This is a genomic window from Bacteroidales bacterium (assembly GCA_035299085.1).
Classification (GTDB): Bacteria; Bacteroidota; Bacteroidia; order Bacteroidales; family UBA10428; genus UBA5072.
On the sequence record DATGXG010000047.1, the window covers coordinates 1 to 20533 of the forward strand.

The 20533-nt window shown below is 43.3% G+C and carries 18 protein-coding genes; 8 read left to right on the forward strand and 10 right to left on the reverse strand.

Going from position 1 to position 20533, the window contains the following annotated elements:
* Nucleotides 1-127 precede the first annotated feature (127 nt).
* Genes VK179_15595 through VK179_15605 form a run of 3 tightly spaced genes read left to right on the forward strand, consistent with a single transcriptional unit; the run spans nucleotide 128 to nucleotide 3641 of the window.
* On the forward strand, nucleotides 128-1234 hold the full coding sequence (locus VK179_15595) for a PQQ-binding-like beta-propeller repeat protein (GenBank protein HLO60173.1): 1107 nt from the start codon (nucleotides 128-130) through the stop codon (nucleotides 1232-1234).
* Nucleotides 1231-2301 carry a GTP-binding protein gene (locus VK179_15600; GenBank protein ID HLO60174.1) on the forward strand — a complete coding sequence of 357 codons (1071 nt, stop codon included), beginning with the start codon at nucleotides 1231-1233 and terminating at the stop codon, nucleotides 2299-2301. The genes VK179_15595 and VK179_15600 overlap by 4 nt, the downstream gene beginning before the upstream one ends.
* A gap of 17 nt (nucleotides 2302-2318) precedes the next feature.
* A complete protein-coding gene (locus VK179_15605; protein HLO60175.1) occupies nucleotides 2319-3641 on the forward strand; it encodes a glycosyltransferase family 4 protein in 1323 nt (440 codons plus the stop codon).
* A 106-nt stretch (nucleotides 3642-3747) separates the two neighbouring features.
* Here the strand turns inward: VK179_15605 and VK179_15610 are convergent, their stop codons facing one another.
* The 4 genes from VK179_15610 to VK179_15625 form a co-directional block, all read right to left on the reverse strand.
* Nucleotides 3748-6867 (reverse strand): ABC transporter permease, encoded by a 3120-nt coding sequence (locus VK179_15610; GenBank protein HLO60176.1) that lies wholly within the window; start codon nucleotides 6865-6867, stop codon nucleotides 3748-3750.
* A gap of 3 nt (nucleotides 6868-6870) precedes the next feature.
* Nucleotides 6871-7899 (reverse strand): permease, encoded by a 1029-nt coding sequence (locus VK179_15615; protein HLO60177.1) that lies wholly within the window; start codon nucleotides 7897-7899, stop codon nucleotides 6871-6873.
* Nucleotides 7887-8567 carry an ABC transporter ATP-binding protein gene (locus VK179_15620; GenBank protein ID HLO60178.1) on the reverse strand — a complete coding sequence of 227 codons (681 nt, stop codon included), beginning with the start codon at nucleotides 8565-8567 and terminating at the stop codon, nucleotides 7887-7889. The genes VK179_15615 and VK179_15620 overlap by 13 nt, the downstream gene beginning before the upstream one ends.
* Before the next feature lie 109 nt (nucleotides 8568-8676).
* A complete protein-coding gene (locus tag VK179_15625; GenBank protein HLO60179.1) occupies nucleotides 8677-9936 on the reverse strand; it encodes a PQQ-binding-like beta-propeller repeat protein in 1260 nt (419 codons plus the stop codon).
* 200 nt (nucleotides 9937-10136) lie between these two features.
* Between VK179_15625 and VK179_15630 the strand changes: the two genes are divergently transcribed.
* Entirely contained in the window at nucleotides 10137-10400 is a 264-nt protein-coding gene (locus VK179_15630; protein ID HLO60180.1) for a BrnT family toxin, read from the forward strand.
* Nucleotides 10387-10614 carry a hypothetical protein gene (locus tag VK179_15635; protein ID HLO60181.1) on the forward strand — a complete coding sequence of 76 codons (228 nt, stop codon included), beginning with the start codon at nucleotides 10387-10389 and terminating at the stop codon, nucleotides 10612-10614. The genes VK179_15630 and VK179_15635 overlap by 14 nt, the downstream gene beginning before the upstream one ends.
* A gap of 7 nt (nucleotides 10615-10621) precedes the next feature.
* Here the strand turns inward: VK179_15635 and VK179_15640 are convergent, their stop codons facing one another.
* The 3 genes from VK179_15640 to VK179_15650 all read right to left on the reverse strand — a co-directional run bounded on the left by VK179_15640 (nucleotide 10622) and on the right by VK179_15650 (nucleotide 13533).
* Complete coding sequence (locus VK179_15640) at nucleotides 10622-11896, reverse strand: PQQ-binding-like beta-propeller repeat protein (protein HLO60182.1); 1275 nt, start codon at nucleotides 11894-11896, stop codon at nucleotides 10622-10624.
* A 95-nt stretch (nucleotides 11897-11991) separates the two neighbouring features.
* On the reverse strand, nucleotides 11992-12966 hold the full coding sequence (locus tag VK179_15645; GenBank protein ID HLO60183.1) for an aldo/keto reductase: 975 nt from the start codon (nucleotides 12964-12966) through the stop codon (nucleotides 11992-11994).
* A 30-nt stretch (nucleotides 12967-12996) separates the two neighbouring features.
* Nucleotides 12997-13533, reverse strand: coding sequence for a flavodoxin family protein (locus VK179_15650; protein ID HLO60184.1), 537 nt, complete (start codon nucleotides 13531-13533; stop codon nucleotides 12997-12999).
* A 182-nt stretch (nucleotides 13534-13715) separates the two neighbouring features.
* Between VK179_15650 and VK179_15655 the strand changes: the two genes are divergently transcribed.
* The 3 genes from VK179_15655 (at nucleotide 13716) to VK179_15665 (ending at nucleotide 15201) form a co-directional block, all read left to right on the forward strand.
* Complete coding sequence (locus VK179_15655) at nucleotides 13716-14621, forward strand: helix-turn-helix domain-containing protein (GenBank protein ID HLO60185.1); 906 nt, start codon at nucleotides 13716-13718, stop codon at nucleotides 14619-14621.
* Between the two features lie 102 nt (nucleotides 14622-14723).
* Entirely contained in the window at nucleotides 14724-14987 is a 264-nt protein-coding gene (locus VK179_15660; GenBank protein ID HLO60186.1) for a BrnT family toxin, read from the forward strand.
* Nucleotides 14974-15201, forward strand: coding sequence for a hypothetical protein (locus tag VK179_15665; protein ID HLO60187.1), 228 nt, complete (start codon nucleotides 14974-14976; stop codon nucleotides 15199-15201). The genes VK179_15660 and VK179_15665 overlap by 14 nt, the downstream gene beginning before the upstream one ends.
* 14 nt (nucleotides 15202-15215) lie before the next feature.
* On the opposite strand, the gene VK179_15670 is transcribed toward VK179_15665, so the two are convergent.
* From VK179_15670 to VK179_15680, 3 genes are read right to left on the reverse strand one after another with little or no spacing between them, the layout of a single operon-like run.
* Nucleotides 15216-15620 carry a cupin domain-containing protein gene (locus VK179_15670; protein ID HLO60188.1) on the reverse strand — a complete coding sequence of 135 codons (405 nt, stop codon included), beginning with the start codon at nucleotides 15618-15620 and terminating at the stop codon, nucleotides 15216-15218.
* Between the two features lie 24 nt (nucleotides 15621-15644).
* On the reverse strand, nucleotides 15645-17675 hold the full coding sequence (locus tag VK179_15675) for a papain-like cysteine protease family protein (protein HLO60189.1): 2031 nt from the start codon (nucleotides 17673-17675) through the stop codon (nucleotides 15645-15647).
* 24 nt (nucleotides 17676-17699) lie between these two features.
* On the reverse strand, nucleotides 17700-20525 hold the full coding sequence (locus VK179_15680; GenBank protein ID HLO60190.1) for a glycoside hydrolase family protein: 2826 nt from the start codon (nucleotides 20523-20525) through the stop codon (nucleotides 17700-17702).
* Between the last annotated feature and the right edge of the window lie 8 nt (nucleotides 20526-20533).

Sequence of the window (20533 nt, forward strand, 5' to 3'; positions counted from 1 at the left end):
TGTCCAACCGGGGCGCTTTCAATGAAGGAATGAAGGAATGAAGGAATGAAAGAATGAAGGAATGAAGGAATGAAGGAATGAAAGGAATGAAGGAATGAAAGGAATGAAGGAATGAAAGAATGAAGAAATGAAGGAAATGCTGTCGATATGGCTGTTATTTGGGACGGTTTTGTTAACCAATGCCCAAGGTACTGATTCATGGCCGGTTTTCAGGGGGAATCGGAATCTTACCGGCTCCTCAGCCATACCGATTCCCAAATCAGCAAAGGTGGCGTGGGTTTCAAAAATGTCAAGTGGTACAAAATCCTCGGCGGTTATAGGCAACAACACGATATTCATCGGATCGGACAATGGTACGCTTTATTGCCTTTCGTTAACCGGCAAAGCAATGTGGACTTTTAAAGTCGCCGATGCCATTGAAGCACCACCTATGTTTTACAACAACAACGTGTACTTTGGAACCATGGGCGGCGAAGTGTATTCATTGAACGCGGCAACAGGCAAACAACGGTGGAAATATGCCACCGAAGGACAAATCTCAGGATCGCCCAGCTATTTCCTTTCGGGAAATGCCGTCAGGATCATTGTCGGAAGTTACGATTATTCATTGCATTGTATTGATGATGCCACCGGTAAGATGCTATGGAACTACACATCGGACAATTACATCAATTGTGCACCGGCAGTATCTTCAAATCTCGCGGTTTTCGGTGGATGCGATGGATTCCTGCACGTGGTGGACCTTATAAAAGGCCAGCTCCGTCATAAGATCAACAGCGGCACCTATATTGCTTCTTCCTGCGCCCTATCAGGAAACCAGGCATTTTTCGGGGATTATGACGGTGGTTTTTATTGTGTTGATTATGCAACAAAGAAAAAAGTCTGGGAGCAAACCGGTGGATCTTTCGTTGGTTCACCTGCTGTTTCAGAAAACAGGGTGGTAATTGGTTCTGAAAACCGGATTGTTTTCTGCTATAATAAAGCCGATGGCAAATTGCTCTGGCAATATAAAACGCTGGGTAAAATTGCAGGATCACCGGTGATATCCGGAAACCATGTGGTGATCACTTCGGGTGACGGAAGATTGTATGTGATCGACCTTTCAACAGGAAAACTGAGCTGGTCTTACGATATGGGCAGCCCTTCGGCCAGCACTCCTGCCATAGTCAAAGGACTGATGGTGGTTGCCGCACAGGACGGACATGTTTTCGGATTTAACCTCAATTTGAAATGACCAGGCTGATATTTGCAGGAGGATTCCTTGGCGCAGGCAAAACTTCCCTGCTTTTTGAAGCCACCGCTATTCTTAAAAAACGGGGATTGACAACAGGTTTAATCACAAACGACCAGGCGACCGACCTTGCCGATACCGTCCTTCTCGGACACCAGGATGTTACTGTGGCTGAGGTCGCCGGAAGCTGTTTTTGCTGCGATTTTAAAGGATTACGAAAGGCAATTGAGAAAACAGGCAAGCCCGAGGTAATCATTGCCGAACCAGTGGGAAGCTGCACCGATCTTTCCGCCACACTCATTAATCCTATCAGGGATATGATGAAAACCGACCTGTCGGTAGGGCCGCTGACTGTACTGGCTGATCCAGCCCGGTTAAAGGCTATTTTTGAAGAAGATGACGATGCCTTGCATCCAGCCGCTGCTTATATCATCAAAAAGCAACTTGAGGAAAGTGATATCATTGCGATTTCTAAAACAGATCTTTATACCGAACGGGAGATTTCAGAGATTTCCGGATTACTCCAAAAGAATTTCCCTGAGAATGAAATCATAACCATCAGTTCAAAAACCAACTCAGGCATAGAATCCTGGTTGGACTGTGTTCTCAGTCGCGACGATGCCGGGAAGCACATCCCCGATATTGATTATGACCGTTATGCACAAGGCGAGGCTGTGCTGGGGTGGCTGAATTGTTTGGCAAGCCTGTCAGGCAATAAAGTGAACTGGGACGATTTTACAGTGAGATTGATGAAGGCACTGGCCGGTGAATTCGACAACAAGAAGCTGCATGTGGGTCATGTAAAAATCATTGTTGAGAACGGCGACCGGTATATTTCGGCAAACCTTACCGGAAAATCAGAAACCCTGACGTCAAGATGGTCGGCTGGAACCGGTGATCGTGCCGAAATGATTTTGAATGCAAGGGTGGAAATGCCCCCGGAAGAATTGCAGAAGTTGTTTGTAAAGGAATTTGAATGGGTGGCTGGTGATACAGTAAAAGTTCATATAAATCGAATCCGGAGTATAAGCCCGGGGTATCCGAAACCCACCTATCGATATAAAAAGTAATGTGCTAATGTGCTAATATGAAAATAATTCACATCATACCCGGATCAGGGGGCAGTTTCTACTGCGGGAACTGCCTGCGTGACAGCAAATATTTTGACGCCCTTCGAAAAATGGGACACGATGTCATTAAAGTGCCCATGTACCTTCCCATTTTTTCGGATGAACATGATATATCCGATGTACCTGTATTTTACGGGGCCATCAGCATTTACCTGAAACAACTATATCCTGTTTTTGAAAAAGCGCCGGCATGGTTCGACAGGTTGTTGAATTCAAAACCTATGCTCAGGCTGGCAGCTTCGATGGCCGGAAGTACAAGGGCTAAAGGCTTGGAAGAAATGACCATTTCGATGCTCGAAGGCGAAAAAGGAAAGCAGCATGAGGAACTCGAAAAAATGACTGACTGGATGCGGGATCATTTCAAACCGGATGTGGTACACCTGTCGAATGCTTTATTGCTGGGACTGGCAAAAAGACTTAAAGAAAAGCTGCAGGTGCCTGTTGTGTGCACGCTGCAGGACGAAGATGTTTGGGTTGATGTGATGACCGATCAAAGTCGGAAAACGGTATGGAACCTGATGGCCGAAAATTCAGCACATGTTGATCTTTTTGTATCGGTTAGCCGCTATTTTGCTGAAGTGGTAATGCAAAAAATGAGCCTGTCGCCTGAGAAAATATCCACCATTCACATCGGCGTTGACCCCGATGATTATATCTATCGTAACGTGGCAGATAAAAAACGGAATATAGGTTATCTCTCAAGAATGTGTCACGAGAATGGAATGGACATACTCGCAGACGCCTTTATTTTGCTTAAAAGACTACCCGGTTATGAGGATGTAAACCTCATATTAACAGGTGGACATACGGGTGATGATAAGGTTTTTCTGAAGGAAATTCAAAAAAAGATAAACCGGAACCGGTTAAATGAGCATGTGGATTTTCATAAGGAATTTGAAGGGGAAGGACGCCGGAAGTTTTTTGAAAAAACAACCCTGTTATGTGTTCCTGTGCGCAATGGTGAAGCATTCGGAATATATATAGCCGAATCCATGGCATCGGGAATACCGGTTGTTCAGCCAGCTTTGGGAGCGTTTCCTGAAATAATACAGAAGACCGGCGGCGGAATCATTTATAAGGAAAATACTCCGGAAGCGTTGATGTCAGCTTTGAAACAGTTGCTGGATAACCCGGATCAATTGCGCCGATTGAGCGACGACGCCAGGAAAGGGGCGGAAATGTATTTGAATATCAATGAACTGGCTAAGGAATTGGTAGGGGTTTATGAGGAATTGGCCAACAACATGCCGTCATTGCGAACACCGGTTCCTACGGTGTGAAGCAATCTGCCAGCAAAGGAAGACCGTCATTCGAAGCTCAACGCTCTGCCTGTTCGGGCAGATTGCTTCTGACCGCAGGAATCGGTCATCGCAATGACGGCTTGAATTATTCATTCCTCAACGCCTGTATTAACGGTTTTTTCAATGTGCTTTTCAGCGGAAAATAAATCCATATCACCCCGCTGATAAAGATTCCCAAAGTAAGTACTGCAATATATCCGCCCTGCAGATCAAACAACGGGGATAACAGCGATGGCAGGATTGCCAGGAAAGCCGCCACAAGGCCTGTTCCCCACCCTGTTACAAGCAGGAACAAATTTTCAATAAATACCATCCTGAAAATGAGTCGACGACCGTAACCCAGAGCCATCATAAGTGCTAATTCACGACGTCGTTCATGCACATTGCGAAGCAGAACAATACCGAGTCCGATTGTGCCGATAATGAAGCCAAGTCCGCTTAGGGCCATAAAAACCGACAGGTACGTATTTTCAACGCTGTTAAATTCAGCCAGACGTTGACTTGCGGGAATTATATCAATTCCGTAATCGGCAAGACTTTGCGACAATATCCCGGCCAGGCTCTCCTGTTTAGACAGAGGCCCGTCAGCCATCATTACCTGTGTTCCGCCCGATGACGGAAAGAGTTTACGGAATACCCTGTCTGATATAAGGATGTGACCCTGAAATATTGAATTGTTCACAGAACCTGCCAGTACCAGGCCGATTTTTTTTCCTGATTCACTGATATAAAAAAGCGTATCACCCGTTTTCCTTTTCAGGCTGTATTGCAGCACAGTCTGGTCGGCAAATGCGGGAAAAGTACTGTCATTCAGATACCTTTCGAGTTCAAGCCATGGATGTTCCTTATTCCCGTATGGTGAATGAGAAAATGAAAATGCCCCGACAGAGTCAAAGGCGGACGGGTTTATTCCCAGGATGGCAGGATGCTGTGCCTGGTTAAGGTTCAGGCAACTGGCGTTATCACCCGACAGTTTTTCAAACTGCAGGAATTTAATGCCTTCAAGGTCGTCAGGATTTTCAGTAATCAGTCTTTCTTTTCCGGTGCTGTCGTTCAGATCGAATAACACGGGACTCATCGTTTCGGCCCACAGTAAATATCCGCCTGTTCCTGATTTTCTTATTTGTTCGGTTCCATAGAAAGTTTTCCTGTAGGCACCGGTGAGAACAATTGTAAAAGTTCCGAGAGCCAACAGGATGATAACGGCTAGACTCCTGCTCTTGTTTCGCTTTACGTTACTGATGGCTAGTTGTGTAACCGACATCGCGGGCAGGTTCCGGTTGTTCTTTTTTCTCCGCAGATGAGGATAATCCGGTGCAATGCCTTTCAATGAAGTAACCAGAGACTGTTTCAGCTTACGCATTGTAACAAATGCCACCGGAACCACTGCAAACAGAGTGCTGGTAAGAATACCCAAAATTAATGTACTTCCTTTCACATGAACGGTCAGCACATTCATTCTCACCATATCCTGCCAGATGGTGTTAATGGCTTCAATCAAAGCCTTATTATAAAATATTCCCACAAGTGCCCCGACAGTGCTTCCCGATAGGATTACGAAACTTGCCTCAACCATTCTCATTCCCGTAATTCTTTTTTGGCTGTAACCTAACGCTGACAGCAGGGCCGTTTCAGCTGACCTTCTATCGAAATGGAGTGAAAAGAGAAGTACGCTTAACAACAAACCGGCCGCAATGACGATGAAGCTCATTCCGAGAAACAGTTCCGTGAAATTGACTGAGTTTTCCGTTGCATTCATACTTTCTTTTCTAACCTGTACGATTTGTATTCCCAAATCTGAGGGCTTTATACTGCTTAGTAACAGGGACGTCAAACGGGTTGCCGGGACATACGCTTCGCGGAATCTCAATGCCGTAGCGGAACCAAAGGAATTCCTCCACATTTTTAAGCCCTGCAAAGAAGACAAAATGACTTTTGGTGTACCCCTGTAATCATCCCAGTACTTTTCATCCTTATCGCGGATTCTTTCCATATCGATGGGTACACCGGCATCCCAGTCACTGCAATTGCCGGCCTCCGAGAGACCCGGAAATTTGGGCATTAGTGTACTGTCGGCCCCGTTATCGTTTTCTACAATTTCTTTTATAAGGAATTGCTGAGTGGTTTCATGGAGCGTGCGCCTGGGACCGATTTGATACCAGGTCAACCTGACCGAATCACCCTTTAAAACACCCAGGTCGTCGGCGGTCCACCGGTTCACCAGTACTTCATTCTCATTCAGTTTACTTCCTGAAATGGCGGAGGAAACTGCGGAAGCAAAAGAGTATGGTGTATGGTTCCCATGCGAGGCAATGTCATTTATAAGGTAGGTGAGAATTTCCTCGTTGGGTATCCCGGCTTTTTTAACTGTATACTGAACAATAGTATCAATAAAAATCCGGTCGGATACCACATCGTAATCCTGGCCTTTATTCCGTAATTTAAGTGACAACCCCATATCCTTTAGGGTCCATACCCGGTTTATGGATTCACTGATCACCTTATTATTTATAGGATTACGGCCTTGTGAAATCAGCAGGATATTAGCCAATCCGGGCAGATTCATTTTATCTCCCAGCACGTCAACGGATGTGAATACATTAAATACAGCAGACTGGCTGTTGGACAGATTGAAACCGCCTGCCTGGTCATCGCTGATTATTGATTTTACCGTGAGCCTGATGGCCACACTGGGGGCAGGTTCTCTTGAAAAGGGAGCGTTTACAGGTATCATGGAAGCACTCTGAACCCTGATGATAAGGTCATCACCTACCTTTAAATTCAACCGGTTTGCTGTGTTGGTGTTTACAAGGGCTTCATCACCGGTAAGGCCGGGTAAAGGCATTGATGATATGGAATTGAACGAACCGTCAATGCCCAGTATCATGGCCTGGTTAACGCGGGCATCGTTTTCAGGATTGAGGGCTATACCTTTCAGCATGAGCATTGGTGAAACGGGGCACTGAAGATCGTTGTTAAGATTCAAAGCAAGTTTACTCTCCATGAATCTCGATCCTCCGATAACCGCATAACTGGTTTTACCAAGCCGTTTATCAACCATTCGTTCAAGGCTGAACTGAATGGAATCGCCTATAATCAGCGCACCCGTCAAAACCGCCGCACTGACAACCATTCCCAGGAAGAGACCTGCATGTTGTTTCCTGTAAAAAAACAGGCTTCGGACAATGAATTTCAACGGATTCATATTCTACAAAAGCCAGTTGAATAAATAACCCATACTTACTATACCCAGGAAAACGATTGCGATAAATACAAGGATTAACCGGGTGTTTATGATTTTCCTGAGCATAATGAACTCCGGCAGACTCAGGGCTGCAATCGACATAATAAATGTCATAGCGGTTCCTGTTGAAATACCGTGATCGGTAAGTGCAAATGCAACGGGAACCACGGCAGCAGAACAGGCATAAAGTGGAATGCCGGCTAAGGCGGCAAGAGGAATATTATACCAGTTTGCACCTGAAAGAACATTCTTTAGCCAGTTTTCAGGGACATAACCATGCAGTAAAGCGCCTGTAATCATACCGGCAAGTACAAAAATCCATATGCGCCCGACTGTTTTCTTAATCGAAATAAAAGCTACTGTGAACCGGTCATTCAATGTCATCGGAAAATGTTCAGGAATTTTTTCATTCCGGAAAGTCAACAGCCAGGCGGGTAAAAACCGTTCCATATTGAGTCTGCCTATCAGCAGTCCTGATGCAATCGCTATGATCAGCCCGAATAACAGATACAGAAGCATGACTTTTATGCCGAATAAACCAGCGAGCATAATGAGGATGATTTCATTTACCAGCGGCGAAGCGATCAGAAAGGTGAAGGTTGTTCCAAGGGGAATGCCGGCTTCAAGAAATCCAATAAATGCAGGAACGGCTGAGCAGGAGCAGAATGGGGTAATCACTCCGGCCAATCCTGCCAGTATCGCAGATACAAATGGATTTCTGTCCTGTACGAATTTCTTTACTTTATAAGCCGGCAGCCAGGTGCGGACAAGTGACAGAATAAAGATCAGCATGAAAAGCAATAATGAGATTTTGAGAAAGGTGGAAATGAAAAAATGTATGGTGCTAGCGGTCGGTTGCGACAGATGTATAAAGCGATATACCAGGGTGACTGCTATTTCATTTCTGAACCAGAACACCATCAGCCAGCAGGGAAAAATCAGCAACACTGCATTTATAGCGGAAAGCGAAGATGTTGTTTTCAGTTTTTCCACGTGCCGTTTTCTGAGATTTTACCATTTACGAGCCTGTAGGTTTTGTCCATGAGGTCCGCCAGGTCAGGTGAATGTGTGACCGTAATGAGTGTAAAAGTCCTTTCAGTTCTGAGCCTGATCAGCATTTCACCCAATGATGCGGCCGAGTCATGGTCAAGTGAGCCGGTGGGTTCATCGCACAGCAGCAGTTCAGGATCATTGATCAGGGCCCTTATAACCGCTGCACGCTGACATTCACCCACCGACATTTCTCCCGGGAGCCGGTTGATTTTGTCGGACAAACCAACAAAGTCGAGCATCTGCAGGGCCTTTTCGGGTGCCAGTTTCTGACAGTTCTTACCCCGGGGAATAACCGGAAGCAATACATTTTCAAGGGTTGTAAGCTGTGGCAAAAGAAGGTGGGTTTGAAAAACAAAGCCTATTTTGATGTTTCTCAGCTCAACCAGTTCGTTTGCCGGCAAATCCCGGGTTGATTTCCCGTTGATCCGCACTTCACCGGTAGTCGGAAAGTCAAGGGTTCCCATCATATTCAGCAAGGTGCTTTTGCCGGATCCCGATGGTCCGACAATGGCCAGCGAACTTCCTTCATCGAGCGTAAGGGTTATATTGTCCAATACGGGCCGGTTACCTTCGTATTGTTTGGTGATGCGGTCTAATTCAAGCTGCATAAACAATTAATATCTAATCCTGACAATATTATGAAATTGTTAGCAAAAAAGCAGCCGGACGCAATGTATGATAAAGCGATGCCTTAAAGAAACGGTATGATTTGTATGATTATTTTTTTATAATGTCGTAAGCAAAGAGGTTATCATCATAACGAACAAAAAGCTTTCCTCCGAATACAACAGGATGGGCCCAATACGGTCCTTTTCCGGTAGCAGGCAATTTGAACTCTCCTGCTTTTTCGAACCCGTTTTGTGATGCCTTTGCCAGTTTAAGAGTTCCCTTTTCATCATACAGGTATACCATACCGTCGGCATAGGTTAATGATCCTGTTCCGGTTGTTTTCCACATCTGTTTACCGGTAAGAAGTTCTATACAGAACCAGCTCCTTGTGCTGGTTCCCGACCCATAAACATAACCGTTGTGGAGCAAAACACCGCCATGATAGCAATCCATAACCTGGTCATTCTGCCATACCGGTTGAACGGAAATACCTGTTCCTGACGGGGCCATTTTTAAGAGCGCGCATCCCTTGTTAACAGTGGTAATAAATACATAGTTGCTATAGGTAACCACATCCGTACAATTAAGGCTGTGCTGGTTCTCATAATCGAATTTCCAGAGAAGCTTACCTGTTTTGGCATCCACACTGTAAAAACAGTTCGAACTGGCACCGATAATCTGGTGAATTCCATTGAAATCACAGGTCACCAATGAATTGTAACCACATTCTCCCGGTATTTCCTTATTGGTCCAGATGGTTTTTCCAGTCATTTTATCCAGGCAAACCTGGTGGGCCAGTTTCCCGGCGGGTCGCACATATAAATTATTTCCGTCAACCAATACCGATTCCGAATAACCGTACATAGGGATTTCAGCCTGGAAATCCTTGGTAAGTTCCCTTGCCCAGATTAATTCACCCGTTTTTGCCTTATAAGCTGCGAGTCGCCCGGCTTCACTCAGGTGGTAAACAACGCCTTTATCATAAGTGGGAGTGCTTCGGGGCCCTTTATAACTGGATGCCCATGAAACCTCCACGTCCCAGGCGGCACCGTTTGGTTTTTTCCAGATTAATTTACCATTCATGTCAAAGGCAAAAATGTAAGTCTGGTTATCTGCCTTGCCTGCCGTATAAATGAGTCCGTCAGCAATGGCAACGGAACTGTATCCCTCGCCAATACCGGTGGCTTTCCAGGCAATAGCCGGTCCGGATGCCGGCCAGGTATTTAAAAGCCCGGTTTCAGCTGAAATATTCTGACGGTCAGAACCGTGAAAACAGGGCCATATTTTTCCTTGTGAATAAACGGCTGATGTGCCTATAATCATAGCAAATAACAATAATCCGGCGGTTTTAAAAATAAAGGTTTTCATTGATATTTTAATTACAGGTGAATTTCATTGTAAGCAGATAAGTATTCGCTTGATTTTCTGATTCGAATGTAAAAGAAATTAAGACATAACCTTCTTATAAAAACCTAAAATATTGTTAAAACATATCGTCCTGTATTAATATGTAATTAATACATCCTTTTTATATATTTATTACATATATTTGCAGCAAATAAGTCCCAATGAAATTTGAATTTGATGAACAAAAGAGTTCAACGAATAAATCAAAACATGGAATCGATTTCATTGAAGCGCAACAAATCTGGAATGATCCCGAGCGAGTTGAAATACCTGCCAGAACAAGCGAAGAACCAAGAATAATGATTATTGGAAGAATCGGTCAGTCGATCCGGGCTGGTATTTATACTATTCGTAATAAAAACATAAGATTGATTTCAGTCAGAAAAGCCAGGAAAGATGAAAAAGAAATATATGAAAGCATCTGAATTTGATGACCTTTTTGAAGCAGGCGAAAGTACGGTTGAATACCTTGATAAAACGCAGTTGAAAAGGCCCGGATTGGAACAAAGGAGAATAACGGTGGATTTCCCGGCATGGATGGTTCACCAGCTTGATAAAGAAGCTATGCGGCTTGGTATTACCAGGCAATCCATTATTAAAATGTGGATATCCGAGAAAATCAGCAGTAAAATCGCCTGACCAATCCCTAGTTCCCTATCCTATACACGGCTTCATCTGTTCTTACCAGGATTGAATTCCGGAGTATAGCCGGAGTGGCATACACTTCACCCGGTAATTTGTTTTCGGCTATAACCTGGAGCGATTTGGCGGCTTTAATAATTAATGTTTCGCCATTCACCGAAATGAAATAAACATTTCCGCCTGCAAAAACAGGTGATGCATTGTATTTCCGTTTCAGTTTCATTGAATAAACTTCACTGCCCGTTTTGGCATCCAGGCAATAGAGCGTGTTGCGGGTGTCGATTGTATAAATCAGGCCATCCTTAATAACCGGTGTGAGCAGTTGAAGAATGGGGGACTTAAATCGCCAAATTACCTTCGTTTTGGTAACATCTCCATTACCAGCAGGATCCACAGCCAATAATTCGCAGTATTTTTCGTCTTCAGGTCCGGTAACAAAGCCGGTGTAAAAATATACGGTTCCGTTCTCTGAGAAGGGCATTGAAATGGTTGAATCCTCACCCTGCACCACCCTCCAGACTTCCTTCCCCGTTAACGGATTGTAGGCTATGCAAACGGCAGAACCGTTTGATATCAGTAAATCCAGTCCATTCACATTTACAATTATCGGGGTAATATAGGCTTTTCTTCCTATAGGCTCCAATGGCTCATACACCTCTGCAGGCCGGTCGGTCTTCCATACCGTTTCGCCGGTCGTTTTATTCAGAGCAACGAGGTATTGAACATCGACCCCTTCGACATGAAGGATGAGCAGGTTTTTATAGAGAATAGGTGAAGCGCCCGCTCCCTGCACATGATCACAATTCAGGTCAGTTCTTTTCCATTTAACTTTTCCGTTCTTTGTATCAATACACGCTGTACCGTAAGTTCCGAAGGTCATATAAACAAAACCATCCTCAATACAGGGTGTCGGAGTTGCATAGGTGTTGATTGAATGCTTTCCATAGACAGAATCCGGCTGAAACAGGTCTATCCTGTAAATCAATTTCCCCGTGTTGAAATCAAGGCATAATCCCCACATATTTTTACCGTCTTCACTGGCAGAAGTCAACCACACCTGGTCACCGTAAACAACAGGTGACGACCATCCTTTACCCTCAATGTCCGATTTCCATTTTATATGGGTTGAATCGTTCCAGAGAATGGGCACATCACGCGCTTCAGAAATTCCATCCAGGTTACTTCCCCGAAAATGTGTCCAGTCTGCTTGTTGTGAACTGACTTTGGGAATAGCCAAAATGAATAAGCTAACGAACAGGGAAATTATAAATGGCCTCATAGGTAATTGTATTATTCAGTGCAAATACAATTACTAATATAGCGGAAATTATAATGCTATAAGGACACCCTTCCCATTTCCTCACCTCCTGCTTCTTACCTGTTGATTAACTTAGCGCTACCTGCTGAATACCGATCACCTGCAGGTCTGATTTTTGAAGCGGCGGTTTCGATTTCACGCAGATCTTCGGATGAAAATTCAACAGAGGCTGCACCCAGATTCTCTTCTAAACGTTCCATTTTTGTAGTCCCGGGAATCGGCACCATCCAGGGTTTCTGCGCCAGTATCCAGGCAATGGCAACCTGTGCCGGAGTGACCTTTTTGCGACCTGCCACATCACGGATTAAATCAACAAATACCAGGTTAGCTTTAAGGTTTTCGGGACTCAGGCGGGGAACTGTACTGCGGAAATCCTTAGAATCAAAAGTCGTGCTTTCATTCATTTTCCCGGTCAAAAAACCTTTTCCAAGCGGGCTGAAAGGCACAAAACCAATTCCGAGCTCTTCAAGCACAGGAAGGATTTCATTCTCCGGCTCACGCCACCATAAAGAGTATTCGCTCTGAAGAGCAGTAACAGGGCAAACACTATGGGCACGACGAATAATATTCACGCCGGCTTCTGACAATCCAAAATGCTTCACTTTGCCCTCTTTTATAAGATCTTTCACTGTGCCTGCAACCTCTTCAATGGGAACGGCAGGATCAACGCGGTGCTGGTAGAACAAATCGATGCAATTGATCCGTAAACGTTTCAGTGATGCTTCGGCTACTCTTCTTATCTGTTCGGGGCGACTATTAAGTCCTTCTCCGCCGATATTGAAACCGAATTTGGTGGCGATGACAACCTTACCCTTAGAAGGCTCCAGTGCTTCGCCAACGAGCTCTTCATTAATGTAAGGTCCGTATACTTCGGCCGTATCAAAAAAAGTAACACCCGATTCATAAGCCTTCCGGATCAGGTCGATGGATTGCTGTTTATCGGCTACAACGCCATAGCCGAAACTCATTCCCATACATCCCAGGCCAATTTCGGAAACTTCTAAACCGTTACCCAACATTCTTTTTTTCATAATTTGAATTTTTTTATGTTTTCCAAATGCTTATACATTTAATCCCGCTTCATAAGCCTGCTTCATAGTGGGCTTGTTTTTTATTTCGCCTTTATTCCATGCTGAAGTTCCATATATAACACCTTTTTCAACCGGATTATCCAGGCAGTCGGTAAATCCGCGAAAACCTTCGAGTGTCCTTTCCATTGCTGAATGATTTGAATCGGCAGCAGCTACAATAAAATAGAACTCCTTGTTGCTGATTCGCGTGTACCCGGCACAGGTTCTGTCGATCAGCGTTTTCATCCGGCCGCACATCGAATAAAAATATACCGGAGTTGCCATAACAATTACATCAGCCGTTTCCAGTTTTTCAAGAATATCAGTCATATCGTCCTTTTGCGAACACCCTTCTTTCTTAAGACAATAACCACAACCTGTACAATAATTAATGTTCTTATCGTTAAGAACAATCTTTTCAGCATTATGTCCGGAATCAACAGCACCGGAAATAAACTGATCACAAAGGAGGTCTGAATTTCCGCCTTTGCGCGGACTTGATGAAATAACAACAATGCTTTTCTTCATACTGGTATTTAATTAGATTCCTGGTATAAAAATTACCAAAATTTCAGGTACAAAATTGGTTTGAATAATCAGTCCCATGATTATCTGTTTTACTGTTTCTATTACCTGATTTACTGGTAATGACTGTGATGACGTTTTAATAATAAAACAAAGTATACCTTTGACCACAAATCATATGATTCATGAAAGAGAAAAACATGATCAGAAGCATTTCGGAATATAATGACAGCATGGGTGCAGAAACGCTCAACCCGCTGATCAGCATGGTGGATTATTCAAAAGCTCCCCCTCCCAAATCAGGTGAACAGGTTAAAATGTCCTTCGACTTTTACTTTATAGCACTGAAGGAAATAAAATGCGGCAATATCAAATATGGCTGCAATTATTATGATTACCAGGAAGGAACACTGGTGTTCATTGGCCCGGGACAAGTCCTGACCGTTGAGAATTATGTAAACGCTCCCCGTCCTAAAGGGAAAGCCCTGTTATTCCACCCGGATCTCATTCGAGGAACTTCTCTGGGTCATACTATGAAGAACTATACTTTCTTTTCCTATGAAGTGCATGAAGCCCTTCATCTTTCAGAAAAGGAACGACAGGTAATTAATAACTGCTTTGCGAATATTGAGGCTGAGTTGATGCACACAATTGATAAGCACAGCAAAACCATGATCATTTCAAATATAGAACTCCTGCTGAATTACAGTGTGCGGTTTTACGACAGGCAATTCATAACCCGTACCGTTGTCAACCAGGATATACTTATCCGGTTTGAAAAGCTGCTGGATGAATATTTCAATACAGATAAGCCGCGTTCGCTTGGTTTGCCCTCAGTGAAATATTGTGCCGATAAATTGCATCTTTCTGCCAATTACTTCGGTGACCTTATTAAGAAGGAAACCGGTAAATCACCTCTAGATCATATTCAATTCAAAATAGCCGATATTGCAAAGGACAGGATTATGGACGGCAGGCAGTCAGCCAGCGAAATAGCCTATGAACTCGGATTCAAAAACCCGCAGCATTTCAGCAGGATGTTTAAGCAAATTGTAGGAATGACACCATTGGGATATAGGGGGATGAATTAACCGGTATTCGGTGTTATACTAAATGAAAAATCTAAAATTAATATGTAATAAATATATTCTTTTTATATATTTATTACATATATTTGTACCAAAATAGTCTCAATGAAATTTGAATTTGAAGAACAAAAAAGTTCAAAGAATAAATCAAAACATGGAATAGATTTCATTGAAGCGCAACAAATCTGGAATGATCCGGAGCGAGTTGAAATACCTGCCAGAACAACCGAAGAACCACGAATAATGATTATCGGAAGAATCGGTCAGTCGATCTGGGCTGGTATTTATACTATTCGTAATAAAAACATAAGATTGATATCAGTCAGAAAAGCCAGGAAAGATGAAAAAGAAATATATGAAAGCATCTGAGTTTGATGACCTTTTTGAAGCAGGCGAGAGTACGGTTGAATATCTGGAAAAAACGCAGTTAAAAAGGCCCGGTTTGGAACAAAGAAGAATAACGGTGGACTTCCCCGCATGGATGGTTCACCAGCTTGATAAAGAAGCTATGCGGCTTGGTATTACCAGGCAATCCATAATTAAAATGTGGATATCCGAGAAAATCAGCAGTAAAATCGCCTGAGATATCTGTAGAAGTTATACCTTCCCATTTAACGTACTTTTCCAAATACCCTCAACCATTATGGCTTCATCTTCACCTGGCCATGGAGGCATTGTAACTCCTATGGCAGAAAGTGGTTCATACCCAAAACTTCTGAACTGAAAACGGGTACCTAAAGGAATGGTGATACAAATATCGGGATAGAGGTCTACTATTTCTTCAATTTCATTGAGCTTTCTCCACATCTGGCCCCTTCCGGCGATTATGTACCAAATTTCTTCAACTGTTCTGTGAGTAACCGCTTTCGATATTTGATTCGGTGGCAATTCAAAATGCGCCATACCTCCACCCTTTAATCCTAAAAGAATTCTTACATCTGAACCATCGGGAGCTATGGCATCTAAATTTGCCGGCAAAAGCTTAGTTTCAAATTTGTTCATTTTGATCCTTTTTGAATAGTACCATTACACCGGCGGATTGGCTTCGTATGAAGTAGTACCCACCTGGCAATGGAAGTGGTTGCTGTGGGCCGAACGCAGGCTTGCATCAGGGTGATCAGGATGAATAATAAAACTGGATGGAATAGCCACACCATCCTGAATCACTCGTGCATCCAGGTCACTTCCGGTTTTTGCCGCTTCGTAATAATTGGAAGTATCGCTCATTTGGGTAACGATATAGCGGTGCACCTCTTTAAACAGCGTATATCCAAATCCATCGGATGAAGAAAGGCGGTAATAGATTTTCCCTCCGTTTATTTTTGCAGGCTTACTGCCCCAATCTCTTTGTACAAAAACTTCAAAAGCAGTTCCATTATAAGTTCCTTTCAGTCCACCAAGATCTAATGCCCGTCCCGTATTGTGACAATCGAACTGCGCACCGCTGCCATGGCCAATGCCCATGTGATACAACGTGTCAACGCCATAGGTGTTCTTCAGCCATTTAGTAAACTTGTACAGAAAAACAACCATGCGGGGATCAAGGTTGTTGAGATTTGGCAATAATATGCCACCAGTTGCTGTATTCATGTACTTGATTTCAACTCCATTGATAACGGATGGTTTTACTGTATAAGTTCTTGGCACATCATGTGTTTCGGTTACTTCCTGATCCGGCTGATCTTTTATTTTTTTCATCCACTTCCTTGTAGAAGAAACCTTTAGAGAAGCATTAAAAGGAGGTGCATCCAGTGTTATGCCTGAAGATGAATTTGCGGCGAGCGTTTGTAAAATATCGCGGGCCCGGGTCAATGTTAAAGTTCTTACCGGCAGAGCATCGGATAAGTAATTATTCAAATCGGCATCACTCAAAACCGTTTGTCCGAAAGCATAATATGTATAGGACTGGCTGGTTGCAAGAGGAGTTTCAAAGAGTGCAGCTTCTTCATTTCTGCGGTTAACAAGCCCCTGCAAATCAACCAGCTTCCCGTTAATTCTGCCTTTTGTCCATTTTCTTATTTCTAAGGGAACATCGCTATATTTCCCGGCATTCAACCGCTTTAATAAAGTCGACTGTAAAAAATTTGCGTCTCCGACATTGTATGTAAAACTTGCCAGGGAATCTATCTGGTTTTGGTTCAAATCAACATTAACATTTTTCCGGATGGTTTGCATATGTTTATTTACTTCATCCCGCAATAATTCCAAAGCTTTTGTTTCCGTGATGCCATTCGTAAACACTTTTTCAGTTTCATCACCATTGCAATTGCCTTGATGAATAAGCGTTCCGTAACCAATTGTGCAATGTCCCACAGGGTCGTTGTACATTTTGCTAAAGAAGCCTTCATATTTTTTTATAAGGTCAACACCCTGCGCGGATATATTCCATGATTTTTCTGCAGTAAAGGTTTTGGCAACGGATGTACCGGCAGGCCAGTAAACAATTTGAATCCGTCCATCCCAGGCAGAACTGACTCTCACTTCACGTTCAAACTTTACAAGAAAATCGGAAAATTTTTCATTGTAGGCAGTTCCTGATGCAGGATCCACAACGGTTATAGTGGTTCCATCGGCAGTGCCATCCCCATTGATGGCAGTCAAAATGCGGGCATGGATTCCAAAATTTGCATCCGAACCCTCGGCTGTCGTGATCCAAATCGGTCCATTGTTTTTTAACAAGCGTTCCCAGCCTCCAATAGATAGGCTTTGAGGGTATTCAAATAAAAAACCGGCGGCATTCAGAAAAGGAATTTTTTCCTCGGAAGTCAGCCCCTGGTTATTTTTATACTTGCTTAAATAATAGGCCCCAATGCCCCCAACGGCCGTTTCAATGGACAGAGATTGCTGACGCTTCCATGAAATCATCATTGTAGTGACAGTGGCCCAGCAAACCATGCTGGATGGTTGCCTTATAGGACTCACAATTCCCGGAACACGGTAAAAAACAGCATCAAATGACCGGGCGATTGTATCGGTTAATGACGATGCATGAGAAATATTTTTATTTTTTCCGGCAGCAGTGATCAGCTGATCCATTTCAATAAAACGATTTTCCATACTGTTTGTCTTTTATGAAGGTTTTTATCCCCATCGGGTTGTATTGATACTTCTTATTTTATTTGCATCCTCCAGCGCTTTTAAAAGCGTTTTTATTTCATCCTTAACGAGGCTGATCGACTTGTCGATTAAAGGCTGCGATGAAGGATTGGTATAGACAGCAATGGCATTATCGATAATTGCTTTTGTCGCTGGATCGGTAAGAATAGGCACGTAATCCCACACTTTCTGAAAATACACCGATATGGGTGTATTTTTATTTGCCACAGCATCCAGAATATTTTCCACCGATTGTTTTACAGCCTGTTGAATGATTTCCAGGTTATTGACATGATTACCCGCATTCCATTCCAGCGTGGTATCGCCGGAAAGACTCCATGACATGCCTTTGTTATTTTTTACGGGAACACCTTTTTTCCCATTGCTCTGGTATGTATTTAAAAAATCGTGAATGGCTTTGGCTGCAAGACCTGCAATTTGTTTCCGGCCACCATGGTCCGTGTCTTCCATAATTCCTTTCAGCACTCTGTAAAAAACATGGACTGGGACGGTATCATCCAGATTCAAATGCTTGCCCGCAAGGTACCAATGGGTTTCCGTCACTTCATATTTGGCCAGTTCCTTTTTAACTTCAGATAAAGCAAGAGCACCTGCTGCAACTTTTTCGAATAGTTTATCACCCGCATCATTTATTTTACCATTGGTGATTACATTGTCAATGAATTTATTCATGACAATTTCCTTATTGATTAAATGCCCTGCCGAAAAAGCATCGGTCAGAAAATGATCGCCAAATGCGTTAATAGGATACACCTGGTCGAAAGGCATTCCACTTCTTGCGGCATCTATTGCTTGTTTATGATAGTATTCCCACTCGGTCCTGTTATTTTTTTGTGCGGAAGAAACTCCGGCAGGTGGCGGAGCAAAATGTGAATTATTCAGCAAAGCTAGATCGATATAGCGCCTTCCTATTCCAATTGTATTGTCTCCCCAGTCTTTATTCGGAACACCTTCAATATATCTTCCCAGGTGCAGGACAGTGCTCCTGTAATGTGCTTCGTCCTTCTCAACCAGTTTCTTAACTCGTAACAATTCCGAAGCAGGAGCCTTTTTAAAATCTTCGTACTTGTCATATAAATCTCCCATTGTAATAATTTGCCCATAAGTGAAGGCAACCGTGTTGATGTTGAATGTCGTGGAAGGCTGCAGGGCCGCAACATTTGCCAACGGACCGGAATGCGCGTTATCAATAAATTCTCCGAACAAAGCATGTTCTCCGGTATCGTAAAAAGGATGACTGAAGTTGTCAATTATACTTTGTGCATTTGCAATAGCGGACATGGCAAACAATGTAGCTTCTGCATTTCTTCGGTTAACGAGCACGGGCAGATCAACCAACTTCCCTTCTTTTTTCGCCTTCGTCCATTTCTTAATTTCCGAAGGAACGTCTTCATACCTTTTTTGATTCAGCACTTTTAAAAGAGTGGAGTCATTGAAATTACCGCTGCCTACATTGTATGTGAAACTGACCAATGCATCTACCTGGTTCTGGTTCAATTCAACTTTTACATGATCATTAATCGTATCTTCAAATTGCTTTATTTTCTGCATTAATAAATCGGTTGCCTTATCCTCGGAAATACCCTCTTTAAATTGGTTTTCCGATTCTTCTCCATTGCATGACCCCTGATGCAGCAGTGTACCATAACCAATTGTGCAGTTACCGGCAGGATCGTTATACATTTGTGAACGAAAGCCTTCAAGTTTTTTAATGAGATCAATACCGTGCTTCGAGGTTTTCCATGGACGGGAAGTATCGGCTTCAAGACTCCTTGACACAGTAAGCGATTGCAGAGTGCTTACGGGAAGAACCGTAGTGGCCATGGAATTATAAAGACTTTGCGCAAAGTTTAACTCGTCCGAACTGATCGTCAGTGATCGCTGACCCTGGATTACCGGTGAGCTGTCTTTCACAAAATCAAAATTTTCAAAATTGATTGACGAAACATAGGATGACAGAAGGGGTATTTTACCAAAGACCGATTTTACCGTATCATTCATCAGGTTGACGGTTCTCCGATAAGCCCCAGTTACGGATGTTTCAAAATTTTGTCCGCTTTTCCATGCACTCCAGAAGAAAAACATGGTTGGCTCAGGCAAATAATTATTCCTGATTGCGCCTGAGGAAACTTTGGCTCCTGCATCCAACCATGCTTTATTCAAAGTTGATCCCACACAGTTCATCATATATACACTGCGTATATTCAAAGGTGCACCATTGGCTGTTTTAATACTGGCGATCTTTCCTTCATCGACACCATCACCGTCTGAAAGTGCAATGTATTTGTCGGAACCGTGGGTGAGTATAAAGAGGTCAATGATATTTTTCTCTTTCGAAAGTCTGATAAGTGTGTCTTCTAATTGCTGAAAAGTGGCTGATCCATTTCTCAGCACAATCACATCTCCAAACAAAGCGGGTTTGGCAGATGAATACCTGTTAATGGTGAGTTCAGCCGTTTCAAGCAAATTATCCGTAAGACTTTTGAATTTTTCATTGAGGTAACCTGCTACTTTTTGTTTAATGATCTCCGGCACAGAATTCACGTGCAGGGCAACCAGCAATTTGTCGACCAGTTGCGGAAGACCTAAATCAACCCCGCCATTTTCCATGAGTACAACAAGCACGCGATTTTGTACAGTAAAAGGTGCTGACCACTCAAAGGATTTAGAAATGGAATAACTGTTGTCCCCGGACGGCCCGGGCGCATGGGTCAGCGCGTTCTGATGTCTCTTTTTGGTACGGGTGAATTGCTCGAGGTATTCATCCATTTCAATAAATCGATTTTCCACGTCACCTG

What these genes read in the sequence shown, in the direction of transcription:
- VK179_15595 (HLO60173.1), top strand. Translation starts at nt 128, where the DNA reads ATGAAGGAAATGCTGTCGATATGGCTGTTATTTGGGACGGTTTTGTTA.
- VK179_15600 (HLO60174.1), top strand. Translation starts at nt 1,231, where the DNA reads ATGACCAGGCTGATATTTGCAGGAGGATTCCTTGGCGCAGGCAAAACT.
- VK179_15605 (HLO60175.1), top strand. Translation starts at nt 2,319, where the DNA reads ATGAAAATAATTCACATCATACCCGGATCAGGGGGCAGTTTCTACTGC.
- VK179_15610 (HLO60176.1), bottom strand. Translation starts at nt 6,867, where the DNA reads ATGAATCCGTTGAAATTCATTGTCCGAAGCCTGTTTTTTTACAGGAAA.
- VK179_15620 (HLO60178.1), bottom strand. Translation starts at nt 8,567, where the DNA reads ATGCAGCTTGAATTAGACCGCATCACCAAACAATACGAAGGTAACCGG.
- VK179_15625 (HLO60179.1), bottom strand. Translation starts at nt 9,936, where the DNA reads ATGAAAACCTTTATTTTTAAAACCGCCGGATTATTGTTATTTGCTATG.
- VK179_15630 (HLO60180.1), top strand. Translation starts at nt 10,137, where the DNA reads ATGAAATTTGAATTTGATGAACAAAAGAGTTCAACGAATAAATCAAAA.
- VK179_15635 (HLO60181.1), top strand. Translation starts at nt 10,387, where the DNA reads ATGAAAGCATCTGAATTTGATGACCTTTTTGAAGCAGGCGAAAGTACG.
- VK179_15640 (HLO60182.1), bottom strand. Translation starts at nt 11,896, where the DNA reads ATGAGGCCATTTATAATTTCCCTGTTCGTTAGCTTATTCATTTTGGCT.
- VK179_15645 (HLO60183.1), bottom strand. Translation starts at nt 12,966, where the DNA reads ATGAAAAAAAGAATGTTGGGTAACGGTTTAGAAGTTTCCGAAATTGGC.
- VK179_15650 (HLO60184.1), bottom strand. Translation starts at nt 13,533, where the DNA reads ATGAAGAAAAGCATTGTTGTTATTTCATCAAGTCCGCGCAAAGGCGGA.
- VK179_15655 (HLO60185.1), top strand. Translation starts at nt 13,716, where the DNA reads ATGAAAGAGAAAAACATGATCAGAAGCATTTCGGAATATAATGACAGC.
- VK179_15660 (HLO60186.1), top strand. Translation starts at nt 14,724, where the DNA reads ATGAAATTTGAATTTGAAGAACAAAAAAGTTCAAAGAATAAATCAAAA.
- VK179_15665 (HLO60187.1), top strand. Translation starts at nt 14,974, where the DNA reads ATGAAAGCATCTGAGTTTGATGACCTTTTTGAAGCAGGCGAGAGTACG.
- VK179_15670 (HLO60188.1), bottom strand. Translation starts at nt 15,620, where the DNA reads ATGAACAAATTTGAAACTAAGCTTTTGCCGGCAAATTTAGATGCCATA.
- VK179_15675 (HLO60189.1), bottom strand. Translation starts at nt 17,675, where the DNA reads ATGGAAAATCGTTTTATTGAAATGGATCAGCTGATCACTGCTGCCGGA.